This window comes from Bowmanella dokdonensis (assembly GCF_017254865.1).
GTDB classification, from domain to species: Bacteria; Pseudomonadota; Gammaproteobacteria; order Enterobacterales; family Alteromonadaceae; genus Bowmanella; species Bowmanella dokdonensis.
This window is the reverse complement of the sequence record NZ_JAFKCV010000001.1, coordinates 135,524-153,874: the sequence shown is the minus strand read 5'-3', so window position 1 is coordinate 153,874 and position 18,351 is coordinate 135,524. Positions and strand designations below refer to the sequence as shown.

At 54.4% G+C, this 18,351-nt stretch carries 18 protein-coding genes; 14 read left to right on the top strand and 4 right to left on the bottom strand.

Annotation, left to right across the window (positions count from 1 at the left end; genetic code table 11):
- The first annotated feature begins 94 nt into the window (after nucleotides 1-94).
- Complete coding sequence (prlC, locus tag J0A66_RS00750; protein WP_206571861.1) at nucleotides 95-2,137, top strand: oligopeptidase A; 2,043 nt, start codon at nucleotides 95-97, stop codon at nucleotides 2,135-2,137.
- Nucleotides 2,138-2,243: 106 nt separating this feature from the next.
- Nucleotides 2,244-2,948 carry a DNA-3-methyladenine glycosylase I gene (locus J0A66_RS00745; protein ID WP_206571860.1) on the top strand — a complete coding sequence of 235 codons (705 nt, stop codon included), beginning with the start codon at nucleotides 2,244-2,246 and terminating at the stop codon, nucleotides 2,946-2,948.
- A 74-nt stretch (nucleotides 2,949-3,022) separates the two neighbouring features.
- Here J0A66_RS00745 and J0A66_RS00740 read toward each other — a convergent pair whose 3' ends face one another.
- On the bottom strand, nucleotides 3,023-3,370 hold the full coding sequence (locus J0A66_RS00740) for a hypothetical protein (RefSeq protein ID WP_206571859.1): 348 nt from the start codon (nucleotides 3,368-3,370) through the stop codon (nucleotides 3,023-3,025).
- A gap of 365 nt (nucleotides 3,371-3,735) precedes the next feature.
- On the opposite strand from J0A66_RS00740, the gene ubiE reads away from it, so the two are divergent.
- Genes ubiE through ubiB form a run of 3 tightly spaced genes read left to right on the top strand, consistent with a single transcriptional unit; the run spans nucleotide 3,736 to nucleotide 6,778 of the window.
- Complete coding sequence (gene ubiE / locus J0A66_RS00735) at nucleotides 3,736-4,539, top strand: bifunctional demethylmenaquinone methyltransferase/2-methoxy-6-polyprenyl-1,4-benzoquinol methylase UbiE (RefSeq protein WP_206571858.1); 804 nt, start codon at nucleotides 3,736-3,738, stop codon at nucleotides 4,537-4,539.
- Nucleotides 4,539-5,153: a ubiquinone biosynthesis accessory factor UbiJ gene (locus J0A66_RS00730; RefSeq protein ID WP_206571857.1), complete on the top strand. Its 615-nt coding sequence runs from the start codon at nucleotides 4,539-4,541 to the stop codon at nucleotides 5,151-5,153. The genes ubiE and J0A66_RS00730 overlap by 1 nt, the downstream gene beginning before the upstream one ends.
- Entirely contained in the window at nucleotides 5,153-6,778 is a 1,626-nt protein-coding gene (ubiB, locus tag J0A66_RS00725; RefSeq protein ID WP_206571856.1) for a ubiquinone biosynthesis regulatory protein kinase UbiB, read from the top strand. The genes J0A66_RS00730 and ubiB overlap by 1 nt, the downstream gene beginning before the upstream one ends.
- A gap of 8 nt (nucleotides 6,779-6,786) precedes the next feature.
- Here the strand turns inward: ubiB and J0A66_RS00720 are convergent, their stop codons facing one another.
- A complete protein-coding gene (locus J0A66_RS00720) occupies nucleotides 6,787-7,722 on the bottom strand; it encodes a hypothetical protein (protein WP_241263932.1) in 936 nt (311 codons plus the stop codon).
- 187 nt (nucleotides 7,723-7,909) lie between these two features.
- Between J0A66_RS00720 and tatA the strand changes: the two genes are divergently transcribed.
- Genes tatA through hemB form a run of 7 tightly spaced genes read left to right on the top strand, consistent with a single transcriptional unit; the run spans nucleotide 7,910 to nucleotide 13,462 of the window.
- Nucleotides 7,910-8,170 carry a Sec-independent protein translocase subunit TatA gene (tatA, locus tag J0A66_RS00715; protein WP_206571855.1) on the top strand — a complete coding sequence of 87 codons (261 nt, stop codon included), beginning with the start codon at nucleotides 7,910-7,912 and terminating at the stop codon, nucleotides 8,168-8,170.
- 2 nt (nucleotides 8,171-8,172) lie between these two features.
- The gene (gene tatB / locus J0A66_RS00710) at nucleotides 8,173-8,517 is read left to right on the top strand and encodes a Sec-independent protein translocase protein TatB (RefSeq protein ID WP_206571854.1); all 345 of its coding nucleotides are present in this window, start codon (nucleotides 8,173-8,175) and stop codon (nucleotides 8,515-8,517) included.
- Nucleotides 8,517-9,278 carry a twin-arginine translocase subunit TatC gene (tatC, locus tag J0A66_RS00705; RefSeq protein WP_206571853.1) on the top strand — a complete coding sequence of 254 codons (762 nt, stop codon included), beginning with the start codon at nucleotides 8,517-8,519 and terminating at the stop codon, nucleotides 9,276-9,278. The genes tatB and tatC overlap by 1 nt, the downstream gene beginning before the upstream one ends.
- Nucleotides 9,275-9,802: a hypothetical protein gene (locus tag J0A66_RS00700; protein ID WP_206571852.1), complete on the top strand. Its 528-nt coding sequence runs from the start codon at nucleotides 9,275-9,277 to the stop codon at nucleotides 9,800-9,802. Before tatC ends, J0A66_RS00700 begins: the two co-directional genes overlap by 4 nt.
- A 3-nt stretch (nucleotides 9,803-9,805) precedes the next feature.
- On the top strand, nucleotides 9,806-10,603 hold the full coding sequence (locus J0A66_RS00695) for a TatD family hydrolase (RefSeq protein ID WP_206571851.1): 798 nt from the start codon (nucleotides 9,806-9,808) through the stop codon (nucleotides 10,601-10,603).
- Nucleotides 10,590-12,470, top strand: a complete 1,881-nt coding sequence (locus tag J0A66_RS00690) for a sensor domain-containing diguanylate cyclase (RefSeq protein ID WP_241263931.1) — start codon at nucleotides 10,590-10,592, stop codon at nucleotides 12,468-12,470. Before J0A66_RS00695 ends, J0A66_RS00690 begins: the two co-directional genes overlap by 14 nt.
- Nucleotides 12,470-13,462 carry a porphobilinogen synthase gene (hemB, locus tag J0A66_RS00685; protein ID WP_206571850.1) on the top strand — a complete coding sequence of 331 codons (993 nt, stop codon included), beginning with the start codon at nucleotides 12,470-12,472 and terminating at the stop codon, nucleotides 13,460-13,462. Before J0A66_RS00690 ends, hemB begins: the two co-directional genes overlap by 1 nt.
- 46 nt (nucleotides 13,463-13,508) lie before the next feature.
- Here the strand turns inward: hemB and J0A66_RS00680 are convergent, their stop codons facing one another.
- Both J0A66_RS00680 and rhlB read right to left on the bottom strand, forming a co-directional pair.
- Entirely contained in the window at nucleotides 13,509-15,020 is a 1,512-nt protein-coding gene (locus J0A66_RS00680; RefSeq protein ID WP_206571849.1) for a Ppx/GppA phosphatase family protein, read from the bottom strand.
- Complete coding sequence (gene rhlB, locus J0A66_RS00675; protein ID WP_206571848.1) at nucleotides 15,017-16,279, bottom strand: ATP-dependent RNA helicase RhlB; 1,263 nt, start codon at nucleotides 16,277-16,279, stop codon at nucleotides 15,017-15,019. Before rhlB ends, J0A66_RS00680 begins: the two co-directional genes overlap by 4 nt.
- Nucleotides 16,280-16,384: 105 nt before the next feature.
- On the opposite strand from rhlB, the gene trxA reads away from it, so the two are divergent.
- On the top strand, nucleotides 16,385-16,711 hold the full coding sequence (gene trxA, locus J0A66_RS00670) for a thioredoxin TrxA (RefSeq protein WP_206571847.1): 327 nt from the start codon (nucleotides 16,385-16,387) through the stop codon (nucleotides 16,709-16,711).
- Between the two features lie 329 nt (nucleotides 16,712-17,040).
- The gene (gene rho, locus J0A66_RS00665) at nucleotides 17,041-18,306 is read left to right on the top strand and encodes a transcription termination factor Rho (protein WP_206571846.1); all 1,266 of its coding nucleotides are present in this window, start codon (nucleotides 17,041-17,043) and stop codon (nucleotides 18,304-18,306) included.
- Nucleotides 18,307-18,351 lie beyond the last annotated feature (45 nt).

Sequence of the window (18,351 nt, the reverse complement as noted above, 5' to 3'; positions counted from 1 at the left end):
CTTTTTTTACCGGCTTTGTTCCAGTGCTATTGAACTTGGCCAGGCTACCCTTATCTTGTAGGTTACATTTGCATTTAGCCCCAGAGGGAAACCTATGAGCCAATCAGCGTCTGCCGTTCAGGACCTACCCAACTTCTCGCAGATCAAACCTGCCGGTATTCAGGATAAGATCAGGAACGCCATCGAGCATTGCAAGAGTGAGATTGAACGACTGGTCAAACAGTCCAGCTTCAGTTGGGACAATCTTGTGGTACCTCTGGATGAAGCGGACGACAAGTTGAATAAGCTCTGGTCTCCCATCTCTCATATGAACTCGGTGGTCAGCAACGAGGAGCTGCGCGAAGCCCATGATGCCTGTCTGCCCCTGCTGTCCGATTACGGCACCTGGGTGGGCCAGAATCAGGAACTCTATCAGGCTTACAAAGCCATCAAAGACAGCGCTCAATACAGTGAACTGGATGAAGCCCAGCGTAAGGTCATCGACAATACCCTGCGGGACTTCGAGCTCTCCGGTGTGGCCCTGCCTGAGGAAAAGAAAAAACGCTTTGCCCAAATCCAGAGCCGGCTGTCTGATCTGTCCTCCAGGTTCAGCAACAATCTGATGGATGCCACCCTGGGCTGGACCAAGCATATTACCAATGAATCCCTGTTATCAGGCCTGCCGGAGTCAGCCCTGGAAGCTGCCGCTCAGGCTGCCCGGCAAAAAGATCTGCAGGGCTGGCTGTTTACCCTTGATATTCCCTCTTACCTGCCGGTGATGATGTATGCGGATAACCGCGAATTGCGAGAGGAACTGTATCAGGCTTACAGTACCCGCGCCTCGGACCAGGGCCCTAACGCAGGCAAATGGGACAACAGCGAAATTATGGAAGAGACTCTGACCCTGCGTCTGGAGCTTGCCCAGTTGCTGGGATTTGAGTCCTATGCTCATCGCTCCCTGGCCACCAAGATGGCGGATTCCCCTGAACAGGTCATCGGCTTTCTCGAAGATCTGGCCAAGCGTTCCAAGCCCCAGGCCGAGAAGGACCTGCAGGAACTAAGTGACTTTGCCCGGGAAGAGCATGGCATGGATGATCTCCAAGCCTGGGATTTGGCCTACTACAGTGAAAAGCTAAAAGAAGCCCGCTATGCCATCTCCGATGAGCAGCTGCGCCCCTATTTCCCGGAACACAAAGCCTTAAGCGGCCTGTTTGACGTGGTTAACCGTCTGTACCGGATGGATATCAGCGAGCGTAAGGGTCTGGATACCTGGCATAAAGATGTGCGCTTTTTCGATATCCATGACAAGAACGGTCAGTTGCGTGGCAGCTTCTATCTGGATCTCTATGCCCGAGCCCACAAACGGGGTGGTGCCTGGATGGATGTATGCCTGGACAGGCGGCACCGGGCCGGCGGCGAGCTGCAACATCCGGTGGCGTACCTGACCTGTAATTTCAACGGCCCGGTGGGCGATAAACCCGCCCTGTTCACCCATGACGAAGTGGTCACCCTGTTCCACGAATTCGGCCACGGCCTGCACCATATGCTGACCCAAATCTCCTCTCCCGGGGTGGCCGGCATCAGCGGCGTACCCTGGGATGCCGTGGAACTGCCCAGCCAGTTCCTGGAGAACTGGTGCTGGCAGGAAGAAGCGCTGAACTTCATCTCCGGCCATTACAAGACGGATGAGTCGCTGCCCAAGGACCTGCTGGATAAAATGCTGGCCGCCCGCAACTTCCAGTCCGCCATGCAGATGGTCAGACAACTGGAGTTCAGTCTTTTCGATTTTCACCTGCACAAAGACTATCAACCGGGCAAGAAAGGCCAGATCCAGACCATCCTGGATCGGGTCCGCGATCAGGTATCGGTGATCAAGCCACCGGCTTTCAACCGTTTCCAGCACAGCTTCGGCCATATCTTCGCCGGGGGCTATGCAGCGGGATACTACAGCTACAAGTGGGCCGAAGTATTGTCATCCGATGCGTTCTCACGCTTCGAGGAGGAAGGTATCTTTAACCCCAGGACGGGCCAGGATTTCCTTACTCATATCCTGGAGATGGGTGGCAGCAAAGAGCCCATGGAGCTTTTTGTGGCCTTCCGTGGCCGCGAGCCCCAGGTAGATGCGCTGCTGCGCCACAGCGGTATCATTGAAGAGTGACGAGAAAAATGGCCGGATTCTCATGACTTGTCACAGTTTTGTTACTAGTAACTCGTTACCTGTCACCCGTTACTCGTTACTTTCTATATAACAACAGGAATAACCCATGGAACATCTCGACCAGTTGGAATCCTTTGACGCCCTGTATCAGCGGGCCTGTGAACGAAAAGGAAAACAAGCCCTGGAGGCCATGCTGGGCAAACCCAGAACGGATGCCGAGCTCAAAGCCCTGGGCGATGACAGATATCTGGCCGAGATGACCAAAAAGATTTTTCAGTCGGGTTTTGTCTGGCGGGTGGTGGAGCAGAAATGGCCAGCCTTCGAGGAGCTGTTCTTCGGCTTCGATATCGACAAGGTCCTGCTCGTACCCGACGAAATGCTGGAACGAAAAGCCGCCGATCCGGCCATCATCCGCAACTTCAATAAGGTCAAAACCATCCGCGATAATGCCCTGATGATCGATGCCGTGCGCAGACAGCACGGCAGCTTCGGACAGTTTATCGCCGACTGGCCATCTGACAATATCATCGGCCTGTGGGCCTACCTGAAAAAACACGGCGCCCGCCTGGGCGGCAACACCGGACCCTACGCCCTGCGTTTTGTCGGCAAGGACACCTTCCTGCTCAGCAACGATGTGGAGAGTTATTTCCGCCAGCGCAATATTATCTCAGGCGCCGTCACCTCCAAGGGCAGCCTGCAGAAGATCCAGGACTGTTTTAACCTGCTAAAAGAACAAAGCGGCCGCTCCTACCAGGAACTGAGCCGTATTATTGCTTTCAGCACGGGAGATAACGTTCCAACTGAGACATAGTCCCTGTTGAGCCAAATAGCCGTACCCCAGATAGATTCTTATCAAACAAGCTTGCCGTAATGACCTTGCTAGAATTAGTTGTTGTATTTTATAAATAACTTACATTTTGAAGGAGGACTCAATTGGTGATGAACATCCATTACTGTATAGTCGGAGTAACCATTATTTATTAGGTAACGATCCATTTTCGGCTTGGCATATATTAATAAATGACCACCGCAGCCACCGTAACCTCCAACATAAATATCATATCGATGAAGTTTAACTTCAGGGTCATAAAACACGTCGTTACCATAGTCACTGAAAGTCGACACATCGTAATTACTGAGCATACCGATTTCAGAACGTTTGATATTTAACGTTTTGACATTTGTACATGCGGATAAAAGTATCAACAAGTAGATGGCGGCAAATATTCGCATTATTTCTCTGTAAATCTATCGAATGACCTGGATGCCCACTTTCCCGGGGTTCTGCCAAACTTAAGTGGTAACCATTTAGGGAGACAGTCCATGTCAGATTTCAACTATTTCTATGACATTAATTTAGACAAATTATCAGTTCAGTATCCACCGCGAAGACAGCCATGGCAAGCCGCTTATCCACAAGCGCGGGACCTGCGCCAAGTTATTGAAGGAGATGGCCAATTTGCCTGTGGATAAATCTCTAGCCCCTTTTAAACTTGCCCCGATCAGTTACACTAGCGACCGCAATCCAACCCGGCCGCATCCAGTACACGAGCTGTTCCAGCGGCTCGGCCCAGCCGGGCAGCCCGACAGGAGTTCTTATGAGTGAACCTAATTCCGACAGGCCCCAGGAAATATCCCCTGCAGGCCCACAGCAAGTGGGGGAGGAGCAGACCCATTTCGGCTTCAAGACAGTGGAAAAAGCCCGCAAGGCCTCTATGGTGGCGGATGTCTTCCATTCGGTGGCCGGCAAATATGATCTGATGAACGATCTGCTGTCCATGGGCGTACACAGGTTATGGAAGCGTTTCACTATTGACTGCAGTGGCGTACGACCGGGCCAGCGGGTGCTGGATCTGGCTGGTGGCACCGGCGATCTTGCGGCTAAGTTTTCCCGTCTGGTGGGGCCGACCGGTCAGGTCGTTCTGGCAGATATCAACGAAGCCATGCTTAAGGTAGGCCGCGATAAGCTCAGGGATAAGGGTATCCTGGTCAATATGGACTATGTGCAGGCCAATGCCGAAAGCCTGCCTTTTCCGGACAACCATTTTGACTTGATAACCATTGCCTTTGGCCTGCGCAATGTGACCGACAAGGAAAAAGCCCTGGCGTCCATGTTCCGGGTGCTGAAGCCCGGCGGACGGTTGCTGGTTCTGGAGTTTTCCAAACCCCAGATTGAGCTCCTGAGTAAGGCTTACGATCTCTATTCATTCCATGTACTGCCGAAGATAGGTCAACTGGTGGTGGGTGATGGTGAGAGCTATCAGTATCTGGCCGAGTCCATCCGTATGCACCCGGATCAGGAGACCCTGAAGACCATGATGAGTGAGGCCGGTTTTGAGCAGATTACCTATCACAATATGACAGGCGGCATTGTTGCCCTGCACCGGGGTTTTAAGTTCTGATGCCTGCCCCCCAGTTGATGGTGTCGGCATTGGAGCTGGCACTGAACAAATTGCTCCACCTGGATCCTTTGAGCGGGCATCGCCTGCAGCCATTGGCGGGCAAGCGTCTGCGCATTCAGGTACGGGAGTTACCCTGGCCCCTGACCTTTGCCTTTTCTGATCAGGTGGATCTGCTGCTGGATGAAGATACGGAAGTGGATTGCAGCATGAGTCTGTCCCTGTCCACCCTCAAAGACATGCAGGATGTCAGTCAGATTGGCCAGTTGATACAGCAACAGCGCTTGTCCCTGCATGGAGACATGCATACGGCACAAAGCTTCAGTAATCTGCTCAAGGAACTGGATATCGACTGGGAGGAACAGCTTTCATGCTATGTTGGCGATGTGCTGGCCCATCAGACTTTGCAGTTTTTTCGTTCAGCCCGGATTGATACTCGGCAACGGCTGGAACGCCTCAGGCAGATGCTCAGTGACGGCGCCCTGCAGGAGAAGAAGTTGGCCGCCCACCCCCTGGCGCTGGAAGATTTCAGCGAACAGGTCAGTCAACTGCGGGGTGACGCGGCACGCTTTGAGGCCAGACTGACCCAACTGGAACAAATAAAGGCAGGAAAATAGTGCGGTTAACCCGTCTTTACACCATCAACAAAACGCTGTTGCAGCATGGCCTGGATGAACTGATCCCCTCCAGATGGCTGCCCTGGTATGCCAAACTGGTCAGAAGCAGCGCCTTCTGGCTCCGCAACAAATATCCCGACAAACCCAGGGGCCAGCGGCTGCGCCTGGCATTGCAATCACTGGGGCCGGTGTTCGTTAAATTTGGCCAGATGCTCTCCACCCGGCGTGATCTGATGCCACCGGACATCGCTGAAGAACTGGCCCTGCTGCAGGACAAGGTACCGCCCTTTGACAGTGCCATTGCCACACAAACCATTGTCAATTCACTGGGCCTTGGCAGCATCGACGAACTCTTCGAGGATTTTGCTGCCAAGCCTCTGGCTTCCGCCTCCATCGCCCAGGTCCATACGGCCAGACTCAAGCCCCATAATGCCGAAGTCGTGGTGAAGGTGACCCGCCCGGATATCGAAGACACCATCCATGCCGATCTGGAGCTGATGTATACCCTGGCACAGATGGTCAGGCGCTGGTTGCCTGACGGCAAGCGGCTGCGCCCGGTGGAAGTGGTGCGGGAATATGAGAAAACCATACTCGAAGAACTCAACCTGCTGCAGGAGGCCTCCAACGGTATCCAGTTGCGGCGCAACTTCGAAAATTCATCCTCCTTGTATATCCCACTGATTTACAGTGATTATTGTCGTCACAACGTGATTGTGATGGAACGCATCAGAGGCATACCTGTGGCCGACATCGACGCGCTGCTCGCCCAGGGTACGGATATGAAAAAGCTGGCCGAACGGGGCGTGGAGGTGTTCTTCACCCAGGTTTTCCGGGACAGCTTTTTCCACGCGGATATGCATCCGGGTAATATTTTTGTGTCCACCGAAAATCCCGCCGATCCTCAGTACATCGGCATCGACTTCGGCATTGTCGGCACCCTGAACAGGGAAGACAAACGCTATCTGGCTGAAAACTTTGTTGCCTTCTTCAACCGGGACTACCGCAAGGTGGCCGAGCTGCATGTAGATTCGGGCTGGGTGCCCCCAGAAACCGATATCGATGAGTTTGAAGTGGCCATCCGCACCGTCTGCGAACCCATTTTTCAGAAACCGTTGGCCGAGATCAGCTTCGGTATCGTGTTATTGCAACTCTTTAATACAGCCCGGCGTTTCAATATGCAGGTGCAGCCCCAGTTGGTATTGTTGCAAAAGACCCTGTTGTATATCGAAGGCCTGGGTCGCCAGCTTTATCCGCAACTGGATCTGTGGCAAACCGCCAAGCCTTTTCTGGAGAACTGGATGAAGGAACAGATAGGCTTTAAAGCCCTCTACAAGAAAGTTAAAGCCAACCTGCCCTACTGGTCGGAAAAAATGCCCGAGGTGCCGGATCTGTTATTCGATACCCTCAAGCAGATGAAACAATTACCCCATCAGCAGCAAAAATGGCTGGAGCAGTTACAACAGCAGCAGGATCGCCAGCATCGCAGTCGCCGCTATCAGATGCTCGGCAGCACCTTAACCGTGCTGGGGGTGCTGGTGCCCATCTACCCGGTCAGCGCCTGGTATGGGGCAGCCCTGGCAGCGCTCGGGGTCCTGTGCTGGATACGCGGCTGGGGTTTGCGCTGAGCCATAGCTCAGTGCTGGCCAAAATAGCCTTCAACCCGCAATCCCACCCCGTAGGACGGCTTGAACTCTTCCTCCCGGCTCCAGAGGACAAAGGGCTCCACCTCGAAAAACAACCATTCCCGCAGCGCATTGCGCCGCCAACGTATGCTTACCAGGTATTCCTCATCCCGATAATTGGGCCGGCTGTTGCCTTCCACAAACAGACCGTAGATAACGGCGGTTTTTTCGTTCCACTGCAGGTACTGATGAAAACCGTGCTGCCAGATCCAGTCATTCTCCTCATCGCGAAAATAGAAGTGATTGTCGAAACGAAACAGTCCGTCCGGGCTGGTCTGATGCTCGTATTGGGCCATCAGATGGCTGCCAAATCTGTCCTGGGTGTAGTAGTACACTGAGGCTTCCACATGGATATTATTGATCTCCGTGAGGGAAAAGGTCTTGCGCACCTCGGATTTTACGTAGGGCTGGAGTTTGCGCCCTATCCCCACCCGGTGGGAGACGTCCAGATCATCAGACTGCTTCAGCCGCCAGCGCAGGGCCACGCTGAACCGGTTGCGATTGTCGATGGCTTCGTTGCGCGCCGCTTTGACACTGGATGAATCTTCCCTGTCATCATAATCGGAAAAAATCAGATCGGTCTGATGCTTCATATTCGGCAGGCTGACGCGCACCCGGAAGCGGCTTTCGAACTCGTTCAGTTCCCGGGACCTGGGCTCCCATCCCAGCCTGATCCTGGCTTCAGCCCGGGCTTCCTCATCCAGATCCAGGGATTCATCGGCAAAGAACTGATCGAACCAGCGGGCGGTGGCATTGATAGAATCCGACAAATTCACCTGTAAATCATCCAGCCAGGGCGCCGGAGGCGGCGACTCTGCAGGGGGGTGCTGCGCGTCCTGTGCTTGCAGGGGGCAACAAAACAAAATTAGCAGTAGCAACCCTCTCAATGACCTTTCCTTTTTCAGCATCTTGCTTCAAGCATGACCAGAAATATCTGCTTAATCAAATCCAGTGACCTTTGCAACAAGCTACGTATAATACCAAGCTGATTAATCTTTAATGCAATCACATCTGCCCGGAAAAGATTAATCAACTCGATACATGACGGGCATTTATTTCGTTAAGGAGTAGAACATGGGTGGCATCAGCATCTGGCAATTACTGATTATCTTCGCGATCATCGTATTGCTGTTTGGCACCAAGAAGCTGCGCACCCTGGGTAGCGATCTCGGCTCAGCTGTTAAGGGCTTCAAGAAAGCCGTCGACGACAAGGACGCAGAGCAGGACGAGGACGAGGACAAGGACAAGGACGCCGATTTCGAACAGCGGAAGATGGAAAACAAGTCGGAATCGGCGCAGCCGTCGCAGGCCGACAAGCGTAAGCAAGACAACTAAAAATGTTCGATATCGGCTTTTGGGAGTTACTGGTGATAGGCATTGTCGCCCTGCTGGTGTTGGGTCCTGAAAGGCTTCCCGGCGCTATCCGGGCGACCAGCCGCACTCTGTCCAGCGTGCGCTCCATGGCCAGCAGCTTCAAACAGGAAGTGGAGCAGCAACTCAAGTTGCAGGAGTTGCATGAAAACCTCAAAAAAGCCGAACAACAAAATCTGGAGAATCTGTCCCCCGAACTGAAGCAGTCGGTAGACAAGCTTAAAGCGGCGGCCGATTCGGTGAAAAAACCCTACGACAAGAAACCGGCTGCGCCGGCATCGGATGCCGGTAACGGGAAGAAGCAGCCCTGATGTCAGATTCCCAGTCTCTGTTCAGTCATCTCGTCGAGCTGCGCAGCCGCCTGCTTAAAGCGCTGCTGGCGGTGATGCTGGTCTTCCTCTGCCTGGCCTATTTTGCCCAGGATCTTTATCACTGGCTGGCCACGCCGCTGCTTAGGGTCATGCCGACCGGTGCCCAGATGATTGCCACCGATGTGGCATCGCCTTTTTTCGCACCTTTCAAGCTGACCCTGGTGTTCTCCTTCTTTGTGGCTATCCCTGTGGTGCTTTACCAGATCTGGGGATTCGTTGCTCCGGGCCTGTACCGCAATGAAAAACGCCTGATCGCACCGCTGTTGTTTTCCAGCACCTTGCTGTTCTATGCAGGCATTGCCTTTGCCTATTTTGTGGTCTTTCCGCTGGCCTTTGCGTTTTTTACCAGTGTGGCACCGGAGGGGGTGACCATCAGTACCGATATCAACAGCTATCTGGACTTTGTCCTTAAGCTGTTTTTCGCCTTTGGCCTGTCATTCCAAATTCCCATCGCCATCGTGCTGATGTGCTGGACCGGCGTCACCAGCCCGGCCCAGTTGCGGGAAAAACGTCCTTACGTGGTGGTGGGGGTATTTGTGATTGGCATGCTGCTTACCCCACCGGATGTGATTTCCCAAACCCTGCTGGCCGTGCCCATGTGGCTGCTGTTTGAACTCGGAGTGCTGGTGGGTGGTCTGTATTATCGTCCCGAAGAGGACGAACCCGATCAGGATTCATCAGAAAATCAGGATACTCCATGAAGTTGAAATACCTTATTGCCCTTCCCTTTGCCTGCCTGTCGCTGACTTCTCAGGCCCAGACCCTGGCGGAAGCCGTGCAGGCCTGTAGTCAGACGGACAACAGTCTGAAGCGACTGGTCTGTTATGACCGTGTGGCCAAAGATATGCGCCAGTACGACAGAACCGATGTCCCCCTGGTTCGCGCACCCAGCCAGCCTCATCCCGCAGCGCCTCAGGCAGGTCAGGTCCAGACACCACAACCACCAATGGCCAGCCAGGACCCCGTCGATAAGTTCGGCATGGAACACAAGGCTTATACCGAAGGGGGTGCCGACAAGATTCTGGTCAGTATTCAGGACAAGAGCAAAGACAGGTATGGCAAGTGGACACTGACACTGAGCAATGGCCAGATCTGGAAACAGGACGATTCGCAGAACTACTATTTTCCAGATGGCCAGGTTTACATTGAGCGTGGTCTGTTCGGCGCGTTTTATCTGGGTACGGAGGAAAGCAACCGCAGGATGCGGGTGGAGCGCCTGAAATAAACCATGACCTGGTTCGATGTCGGCGTCAACCTGACCAACAACAGATTCCAGGCTGATCTGCAACAGGTCATGGAGCGCGCCCGGCAAGCGGGCGTGGCACAAATGCTGATCACCGGTACCGATGAAGCGGACAGCGAACAGGCGCTGATGCTCGCCGACCAGTGGAACTGTTTGTCCACTGCCGGTGTGCATCCTCATTATGCGGCCGGGGTCAGTGAGGCGTACCTCACCAGGATCAGACAACTTGCCGGGGCCGACAGAGTCAGGGCTATCGGCGAATGTGGACTGGATTTCAATCGCAACTTCTCTCCAAAGGAGGAGCAGCTGCGAGTTTTTGAGGCTCAGCTTGAGCTGGCAACCGAGCTCAGGTTGCCGGTGTTCCTGCATGAGCGGGATGCCTTCGCCGAGCAGATTCGCCTGCTCAGGCGGTATCGCCCGGCACTTACCGGCGGAGTGGCTCATTGCTTTACCGGTGACAGGGCACAGATGGAAGCCTATCTTGAGCTGGATCTGCATATCGGCATTACCGGCTGGTTGTGTGACGATCGTCGCGGCCAGTCCTTGCGCGAAGCAGTCCTGCATCTGCCACTGGACAGATTATTGCTGGAGACCGACGCGCCCTACCTCGCTCCCAGACATGTCAGACCCAGAATAGAACGGAACGAACCCTGTCATTTGCCCGTTGTCGGCAGCGAACTGGCAGCCCTGACCGGCCAGGAGCCGGTTACTATCGCCCAGCACAGCTATGACAATGCCTGCCGCCTCTTCAAACCAGGTCACCAGGCCCATGACCAGACTTAGCGCTTCACAGGTCAGGCACCATTGGCTGTGGCTATGTGGCGCCCTGGCCTTGATGTTGGGCACTTATCTGGCCGTGCAAATGCTGCTGGCCGTCAGCGGCACTCAGCCACAGCAGCGTATCAGCCGCGGAGTGGAATTTCTGCCTGATGCCACCTCCCGCATGCAGGTTCAGGACATGCTGGACAATTCGAGCCTGCACTGGCAGACGGAACAGAGCGATCTGCTCTCCTACGGCATGCAGAAAGTCCCTTACTGGTTCCGCTACCAGTTGCCCAGACTGGACAGCCGGGAGAAGTGGCTGCTGGAAATTGACTATGCCCTGCTGGATAACCTGGAAGTCTGGTTTTTCGACGATCAGGGGCTGCTCAGCGAATATGCCACGGGAGACAGCTTACCTTTCCGGGCCAGGACCATCAGGAGTGAAAAGTTCCTGTTCCCGGTACCCCAGTCTCCCGGCCCGGTGGACCTGCTTATCCGCGCCCAGAGCTCAGGATCCCTCAAACTCCCCATCAACCTCTGGCAGGCCGAGCATTATTTGGTCTACAGCGGAGAGCACAGCCTGATGATGGGCATCTTCTTCGGCTTTCTGGCAGCCATGGGGTTAAGCAATTTCTTTTTCTTTCTCACCACCCGGGCAGTCAACTTCCTGGTTTACTGTGGTTATGTATTCTGCCTGGGACTCACCCTGCTGACCCTGCACGGACTGGCCTACAAATACCTGTGGCCGGAAAACATCTGGCTGCAGGGTCGCAGTGTGGTGCTGTTCGCCAGCGCCACCATGCTGTTCGCCGCCATCTTCAGTCGTGAGCTGTTGCCGGTCAGGCGCTTCAGTATGGCACTGGACAGGGGCTTACTGATGGTGGCCGGGCTGTTTCTGATGATCCTGCTGCTGGGGCTGCTGCTGCCCTACTGGCTGACCATCAAGGTTTTCCTCATTGTCCTTATCATCGCCATATTCTTTATCTGCGGCATCGGCTTCTGGCTGTGGAGCAAGGGGGTCGTGGTGGCACGTCTGTATACCCTGGCCTGGGTCGCATTACTTTCCAGTGCCCTGATTGCGAGCCTGGAGAACCTGAACCTTTTGGATCTGGATATACGCTCCCATTACCTGCTGATGTTTGGCGCCACCGTGGAAACTGTGCTGTTGGCGCTGGTGCTGGCCATCAGTTACAACCAGCAGCGGCAGGATCTGTTTGAAGCCCAGGAGCGCATGTTGCACAAGGAACGGCAGTTACGTGAGGCCCAGCAACAAGCCCAGGATGACCTGGAGTACAAGGTTCAGGAGCGCACCCTGGAACTGGAAATTACCCTGCGGGAATTGTCCCAGAGTAATCGTGAGCTGGAAGAGCGCAATACGCTGGACGCCCTGACGGGGATCCGCAACCGGCGCTATTTCGACAAGAAGTACGTCGCAGAAGTCCGTCGTAGCCGCCGAGAGCAGACCCTGCTGACCGTCGCTATGCTGGATATCGACCATTTCAAGAGCATCAATGACCGGCTGGGTCATTTGGTGGGGGATGAGTGCATCCGGGCCGTGGCCAACCAGATCCGTCTGCACTTGCGTCGTCCCGCCGATGACGTATGCCGCTATGGGGGTGAGGAGTTCGCCCTGTTGTTACCCAATACCGACGCCGAGGGGGCAGCCGTTCTGCTGGAGGCCATACGTCAGGATATCGGCGCACTGCAGGTACACACCCCTGCCGGACCGGTCAGCCTCACCATCAGCGTCGGGTTTTCCACCGGAGCCGTGCACATGGACGTGGACGACAATGAGTTGCTGGAGCAGGCCGACCAAGCCCTGTACCGTGCCAAGGCAGGCGGCCGAAACCAGGTACAAACCTATAACAAAGAGTCAGGAGTCGCCTAATGTCTGCCTATCCACTGTATCGCCCGCGCAGGCTGAGAAAAAAGCCCTTTACCCGTCGCCTGGTAGCGGAGTCGACGTTGCAGGTCGCCGATCTCATCTATCCCATGTTCGTGCTGGAGGGCAAGAATCGCACGGAATCAGTCGCCTCCATGCCCGGTATAGACCGCATGTCCATCGACCTGCTGATCAGGGAGGCTGAGGAACTGCTCAGATTGGGTATTCCGGCCGTTGCCCTGTTTCCCGTTACCCCGGCTGAGCTCAAGTCCGACTGTGCCAGCGAGGCGTTCAATCCCGAAGGTCTGGCGCAAAAAGCCATCCGGGCCCTCAAGGAGTTTGTACCAGAGTTGGGGGTTATTTCAGATGTGGCCCTGGATCCCTTCACCTCCCACGGCCAGGACGGTCTGATGGACGAGTCGGGCTATATCAGCAATGACGAGACTTGTGAGGTACTGGTTAAGCAGGCCTTGTCCCATGCCGAGGCGGGCGCCGATATCGTCGCCCCTTCAGATATGATGGACGGGCGAATCGGCCTGATCCGTGAGGCCCTTGAACGGCAGGGCCATGTGAACACCTGCATTATGGCGTATTCGGCCAAGTATGCTTCCAGTTATTACGGTCCATTTCGCGATGCAGTGGGTTCGGCAGCCAATATCAAGGGCGGCAACAAGCTGAGTTATCAGATGGATCCCGCCAACACGGACGAAGCCTTGCGGGAGATCGCCCTGGATATTGATGAAGGTGCCGATATGGTGATGGTCAAACCCGGCATGCCTTACCTGGACGTGGTGCAGCGCTGCAAGCAGGAATTCGGCGTGCCTACCTTTGCTTATCAGGTCAGCGGCGAATACGCCATGCACAAGGCCGCCTTTGCCAACGGCTGGCTGGCTGAAGAGCCGGTAATCCTGGAATCTTTGCTGGCCTTCAAACGGGCCGGTGCCGACGGTATCCTGACCTATTTCGCCAAGCAGGCAGCAGAAATACTTGGGAAGTAACCAGTGACAATGTACGAGTAACCTGCCACTGGTTACTCGTCTCATATCACTGAATAACCAGCCCCCAACCCACCTTGTGGTGCAACCAGCGTTCGTTGGCAAGCTCCGCATCCAGCAGGGGGTGAGCCTTCAGCCAGCCAGTGGGGAAGGTGAGGGTGATTTCCTCTTCGTTCAGTTTAAGAGCGATATCCGGTATGAGATTATCGCGGCGGCGGATGGACAACACCACAGCGAGGCGCAATATGCGGCACAACAGCCTTAACAGAGAGCCCACTTCCTGCTGATATCCTTCGAAACGGTCAAGCTCAATGTCCTGTCGATGGCAGTGGACCAGGTCACGGATGGCCTCACGCTGCAATTTGGTATAACCCCCCATATTCACATGGCCGAGGATGTAGCTGCCATGCTGATGACTGAGTTTGAAATCAATATGCAGGCCGATTTCATGCAATTTGGCGGCGGCCAGTAAGATCCCTTCTGCGTCCATCTGGCAAGCCACCGCAGATTTTGGCAACTGATGAAAAAGGTGCAGGGCCACTTCGGCCACCCGCTGGGATTGCTCTTCCTCAATATGAAAACGATTGATCAGGGAATCCAGGGTCTGCTGACGCACGTCATTGTGGTGGATGTTCTCCAGCATGCCATAAATCAAGCCTTCTCTGAGGGCTCCCCCAGATATCTGCATTTGTTCTATGCCCAGTTGCTCGAACAATACCGTCAGTATCGCCAGACCGCTTGGAAATACCTGGCGCCTGGCATCGGACAGACCATGTATATCCAGGCTGTCCAGATGAGCGCAGGCCACGCACTGGCCGATCATATCTTTCAGATAATCCAGGCGGATGGAATCGTTGATGCCCTGAGCGACCAGTATCTCGGTCACGGCCTGCGGCGTGCCGGAGGCTCCCAGGCACTGACGCCACTGAAAGCGGGTAAAATTCTTTGCAACCGGGGCAATCAGTTGGGTGGCCGCAGCCATCGCCTTGTCAAAATTGGCCTGGCTAAGCTCGCCGCCCTGGAAGTAACGCTCCATAAAGGTCACACACCCCAAATCCAGACTGACCAACTGCCTGGGTGTGAAATCCTTGCCCAGGATGATCTCGGTGCTGGCACCGCCTATATCGATGACCAGGCTGTTACCCTGGTTGGCCGAGGTATAGGCTACCCCCAGATAAATCTGACGGGCTTCCTCTTCACCACTGATAACGCTGATGGGATGGCGCAGGATTTTCTCGGCTTTAACCAGAAAGGTTCCGGCATTGCGTGCCAGTCTTAAGGTTGCGGTGGCCACCGCACGGATATTGCCCGGAGGAATGTCTTGCAGGCGTTCGGCAAAGGTTTCCAGGCATTTCCAACCGCGCTCCATGGACAGTTCGTCCAGATCCAGATTCTGATCCAGACCGGCTGCCAGGCGGACTTTTTGTTTGACCTTGCCGACAATGTGAACACAGCCGTGACTGACCCGCACTATCACCAAGTGAAAGCTGTTGGATCCCAGATCCACGGCCGCGTAATACTGCTGGGGCTGCAGACTGGCTGACACGGACTCTTTGTTCATCGATTACGTTGGCTTCGGCCCCTGGGCTTACCTTTACTCAGGTTTTTACCACTTTGCATGCGTTTTTTATATTGATGCCGGGGCGGCTTCACGTCATCCAGTAATGCCGAAGGATCATAGTCGGTCACCGGAATGGAATGCCGGATATAGTCTTCAATGGCCGGCAGGTTCAAGGCATACTTCTCGCAGGCGAAACTGATGGCATGGCCGCTCTTGCCGGCACGACCTGTACGGCCGATACGGTGTACATAATCCTCGGCATCGTCGGGCAGATCATAGTTGAATACGTGGGTGACTTTCTCTATATGCAGGCCCCTGGCCGCCACATCGGTGGCCACCAGCACATCGGTCTTGCCCTTGCTGAAACTTTCCATGATCTGCAAACGTTTCTTCTGCGGCACATCGCCACTGAGCAGGCCAACCCGGTGGCCGTCGGCCTGCAGCCAGTCAAAAATGTTCTCGCAGCTGTGTTTGGTGTTGGCAAAGACGATGGCCTTCTCCGGCCATTCTTCCTCCAGCAGAGTCAGCAACAGCAGCATCTTGTCCTCATTGGACGGATAGAACAGCTCCTCCTGGACCCGGCTGGCCGTTCTTTGCTGCGGTTCCACCTGCACATGGACGGGATTGTTCATATGCTCGTAAGCCAGTTCCTGTACCCGCATAGACAAGGTGGCGGAGAACAGCATGCTCAGACGCTCACTGGGGGTCGGCATCCGGCGGAACAGATAACGTATGTCCTTGATAAAACCAAGGTCGAACATCCGGTCTGCCTCATCCAGTACTGACACCTGAATGTTGGCCAGACTGAATATGCCCTGCTTGTAATAGTCGATGATGCGGCCTGTGGTACCAATAATGATATCCACGCCTTTTTCCAGCACTTCCCGTTGACTCTGGTAGCCTTCGCCCCCATAAATCAGTCCAAGGGACAGGCCCGTGTGCTTGCTGAGCAATTCAGCATCATTGTGGATCTGCACCGCCAGTTCCCTGGTGGGAGCCATGATAATGGCGCGCGGCTGCTTTTTCTCTGCCTGCGGATTGCTGAGCAGGTAGTGGAAGGTCGCCGCGAGAAAAGCGATGGTTTTACCGGTTCCGGTCTGCGCCTGTCCTGCCACGTCCTTGCCTTCCAACAGATGCGGAAGGCTCAGGGCCTGGATGGGGGTACAATGTTGGAAGTTGGCTGCGGAGAGAGCCTTAATGACGTCCGCATGCATCGGCAGGTCTGAAAAATGCGTATCAGTTAAATGAGTCGTTTGCATAGCTTATAGCTTATCAGTGCTTGCATTAAAAAACAGTTTCTATATAAATAGCCACTATCGCCTGCCCGGCCTTTTTGCCGAGGCAGCCAAAGTTTGGAGAAAAGAATGAGCGACAAAATTATCCAGTTATCTGACGACAGTTTTGAGGCAGATGTAATCAATGCCGAAGGTCCTGTGCTGGTTGACTTCTGGGCAGAGTGGTGTGGCCCATGCAAAATGATCGCGCCGATTCTAGATGAAGTCGCTGGCGAATTCGAAGGCAAGTTAACAGTTGGCAAGCTGAATGTCGACCAAAATACTGAAACACCGCCAAAATACGGTATTCGCGGCATTCCGACCCTGCTGCTGTTCAAGGGCGGTAATGTGGCAGCCACCAAGGTGGGCGCCCTGTCCAAAACTCAGCTGACAGAATTCCTTAAAGAGAATATCTGATTGACCGCAGCCCGGCTTTTGTCGGGCCCCTCGCCCCACTTTCCCGTCAATACAATCAATTAGGCGCAAAAGGCGACGAAAGATAACTAGACGCTGTTCATTTTTGGTGCTAACTTAGATTTTGTTCTTCATGTGAAACATTGTCGTTTCGACCGCAAAGCGCTGTAAATCAAGCTTTTGCAAAGCCTCAACTGGCTCTCGTAGCGGATAGCGCATGGAGCGCAGAACACAATCCCCGCGTCACTCCGACGCAATCTGACGTTTAGACTCTTTTTTAGTCCTAACACACTTGCATTAAAGAGCTTTTTCAATCATTAAGACCCACCGATATGAACCTAACGGAACTCAAAAATAAACCCGTCAGCGAGCTGGTAGAGCTGGCAGAACAAATGGGCCTGGAAAACATGGCCCGGGCTCGAAAACAAGACATCATCTTTTCCATCCTCAAAGCCCACGCCAAAAGTGGCGAAGACATATTCGGTGATGGGGTGCTGGAGATATTGCAGGACGGTTTCGGCTTTCTGCGCTCGGCCGATTCTTCTTATCTGGCCGGGCCCGATGATATTTATGTCTCCCCCAGCCAGATTCGCCGCTTCAATCTGCGCACCGGGGATTCGATTTCAGGAAAAATCCGACCGCCAAAAGACAGCGAACGCTATTTTGCCCTCCTGAAGATCAGTGAAGTCAACTTCGACCGCCCGGAAAATTCCCGCAACAAGATTCTGTTTGAAAACCTCACTCCGCTGCACGCAAAAGAGCGTCTGCGCATGGAGCGGGGCAATGGCAGTACCGAAGATATTACTGCGCGGGTGCTGGATTTGGCCGCACCCATTGGTCGCGGTCAGCGTGGCCTGATCGTAGCGCCACCCAAGGCGGGTAAGACACTTCTGTTGCAGAATATCGCCCAGAGCATCGCCGCCAACCATCCTGAATGTGTACTGATGGTGCTGTTGATTGACGAGCGTCCAGAAGAAGTGACCGAGATGCAGCGTCTGGTCCAAGGAGAGGTCATCGCTTCAACCTTCGACGAGCCTGCCAGCCGACACGTCCAGGTTGCCGAGATGGTGATCGAAAAGGCCAAGCGCCTGGTGGAACACAAGAAGGACGTGGTTATCCTGCTTGACTCTATCACCCGTCTGGCCCGTGCCTACAATACGGTGATCCCGTCCTCCGGCAAAGTACTGACCGGTGGTGTGGATGCCAATGCCCTGCACAAACCCAAACGCTTCTTTGGCGCAGCCCGTAACGTGGAAGAGGGCGGCAGTCTGACCATTATCGCCACCGCATTGATTGATACCGGCTCCAAGATGGATGAAGTCATCTATGAAGAGTTCAAGGGCACCGGTAACATGGAGCTGCACCTGAACCGCAAGATTGCCGAGAAACGCGTGTTCCCGGCCATCGATTACAACCGTTCCGGTACCCGCCGCGAAGAGTTGCTGACGACCCAGGATGAGCTGCAGAAGATGTGGATCCTGCGTAAGATTGTGCATGAAATGTCGGAAATCGATGCGATGGAGTTCCTCATCGACAAGCTGTCCATGACCAAAACCAACAACGAATTCTTCGACGCCATGCGACGGCAGAAGAGCTAAAGTAAAAAGGCGCCGATTGGCGCCTTTTTCAATTCAGGAGTTTGC